Origin of the sequence: Thermogutta sp., assembly GCF_014359955.1 — a bacterium.
Lineage (GTDB): Bacteria > Planctomycetota > Planctomycetia > Pirellulales > Thermoguttaceae > Thermogutta.
Window position 1 is genome coordinate 1 of sequence record NZ_JACIYL010000702.1, and the last position, 2,335, is coordinate 2,335.

Genomic DNA, 2,335 nt, shown 5'->3' on the forward strand with positions numbered 1-2,335 from the left:
GCTCCAGATATTTCTCATAGAAAGTCTGAAAAGCCCGTGACCGGACTTTCCGGCTTGGAGATTGCAGAAACGTCATGAAGGTACTATGCGTTAATTCAATTTTCTGACCCTTTTCGTTTTCTAAGACACCAAAACGAAGATCCGCATTATTGAGCTGATGAAATACGTGAGACGGCGTGTCTGCCATCTCCGTCTGCATGGCCAGCAAACGTTCCTCAGCGGAACTGAGGGTGTGCGGACGCCAGCGGAGAATGCGACGCAGGTAAACATCATAGGGCCGGAGTGATTCATGCCGGAGATATTGCTCCATCTTTTCCGGCGGAATAGCCAATAATTCCGGTCGAATGAAGCTGGCCGCCTGCGCAACACGGCTCGCCACGTTGAGAAATCGGCCTCGCATCCGCTGATATTCAGAGTTCGACAGATCCTCCGCCGTTTTCAAAAACGCATATGTCCCCAAGCGTTCTCCCTGACGATCCATATCCAGGTCAAAACGAAGGCAATGGGCAATAATCTCCGGTCCTTCCGCTAGTTTCCCGCGGAAGCGATCGTATTCCTCAATCCTCCTTTCCCATTCCGCAAAAGCCGTCTCCCAGCTCGCGTCGTTGGGGAAAAGGCTTGACAGGTCCCATGTATCTTCCACCTTCTGGGCACTTCGCGGAATGAGCATCTTTGTACGGGACATAGTAGAACCCATCTCCTTTGGTTTGAGTTTCTGACTGAAATTCTGGGATTTTTCTGACTCCCCCGAACTCCGATGACGGCACTGTGCTATCAGAGGGATTATCATCGAGTCGGCACAGGGCGCCAACCGCCGGGCAGCCGTCGGCTCGCATTCACCGGCTGTTCCAAACCGCGCCACGTCCGCGAAGCTGAAGGTTTGATCGAACCGCTTCAGCACGGCGGGCCGAATCTTCGCACGGTCAAATATCTGAGAGAAAAGAGCGAACCAATCACCCCTAATTGGGTGCTTCGAGCGGCGCCTCGCCGGACGGCAAACTGCGATTGCCGCGAAACAGTGGTACCGCCCCGGGGACGCCGGCTCCCCATTGACAGCCCGGAAACCGTGCCGCTACGATAGATAAGAAGATGCAAAGATGATCTCGCGGTCCGAGCTGCTCGAATAGTGGTGAGGGTAGCGATTTCGAAGGCCATGCCGGCCATGCCACCGAATGACGTAGCCCGAATTTCGAGGGGCCGTCCGAGGGTGGGCCTGTGGCCTACGTGGAAATTGCGGACAGGTAGCTCAGTTGGTAGAGCACTGGACTGAAAATCCAGGTGTCGGCGGTTCGATCCCGCCCCTGTCCACTTGTTATCACAGACCGGGGTGTCCCCCGGAGGAGACCGTTCGTGGCGACGGTTGACACCGTTCGTGGCGACCACGCGGGCATCGCCAAGGCAGGAGAGCTGTGGGCCCTCCGGTTGGCCCGGAACAGGGGTTGGCCAGGCCCCCAGACAATGTCAGCCGAAGCGTAAGAGGAGCGGGCCTCTGGCAAATAGGACAATCGGGGGGTGGTCGGCGCTTGTCGGTTGGTAAGATCTTGGATGACAGCGTGGGGGATTACCGATCGCTATTCTCTAGCCTGGCTCGTGACGTCCAGGAACTAACCCGCCTTGTTCCCTGGTTAACGACAGGCTTATCCGCGTGATGCCTCGATAATTGGTTGGGATCATTCGGTTCTCGCCGGACACTCGTGGGTGATTCGCGAGGTCCTGTTTTTCCGTCGTTCCATGAAAAAGCAATCATAACTGCCAGGCCAACCAAGTCCATTTCTCTGGCCCGAGCTTGTCCACGTAGAGAAAACGCAAATTCTTGCCCCCACGCCTTTTCCCTGTTTCGTTCGCGGATTCACCACGGAAAATGAAGGCCGCGCGGCCCGGCGTGAAGCAACGCTAACGGATTCTCCCCATTTTGTTGCTCCGTCCGGGTAAAGCCTGGCGGATGGTCTGAAAACTTTACAGGGTTCCAGAGAGGATAATCCGTGGTCGCTTCTCGTTCTGAAGTGAATAGCCCTAATTGCTTTGGGCCCGTCACGACCGCATCCATGTTTTTCTGGCCTGTGCCGTGCAGTATGGGCCTGGCCGAGCCAACTTATGTCCCCTGGCTCAACGAATTTCAGGCCCCCAACTAAAGGCGGTATTGGATGGGGCTTCTCCAACTGGCACGCGCACCGGTATCTGGGACCAGAAATCCACCCAACGGGATTGGCAGACGATCATCACGAATTTGTGGCGATGGTTGCGCCAAGGACTTTCCTGCTTATTGGAGGTAACTCCGCAGACCGGGACAAGAGTACTCCGTTTCCCCAAGCAGCCCGGCCAGTTTATCAGCTCT

Annotated in this window: 1 tRNA gene and 1 pseudogene; one reads left to right on the forward strand and one right to left on the reverse strand. The window is 56.0% G+C overall.

The features are described from left to right. Positions 1-685: pseudogene (locus tag H5U08_RS16025) on the reverse strand (oligoendopeptidase F); the annotation flags it as partial. Positions 686-1,235: 550 nt separating this feature from the next. On the opposite strand from H5U08_RS16025, the gene H5U08_RS16030 reads away from it, so the two are divergent. After that, positions 1,236-1,308 (forward strand) — tRNA-Phe (locus H5U08_RS16030). The last annotated feature ends 1,027 nt before the right edge of the window (positions 1,309-2,335 follow it).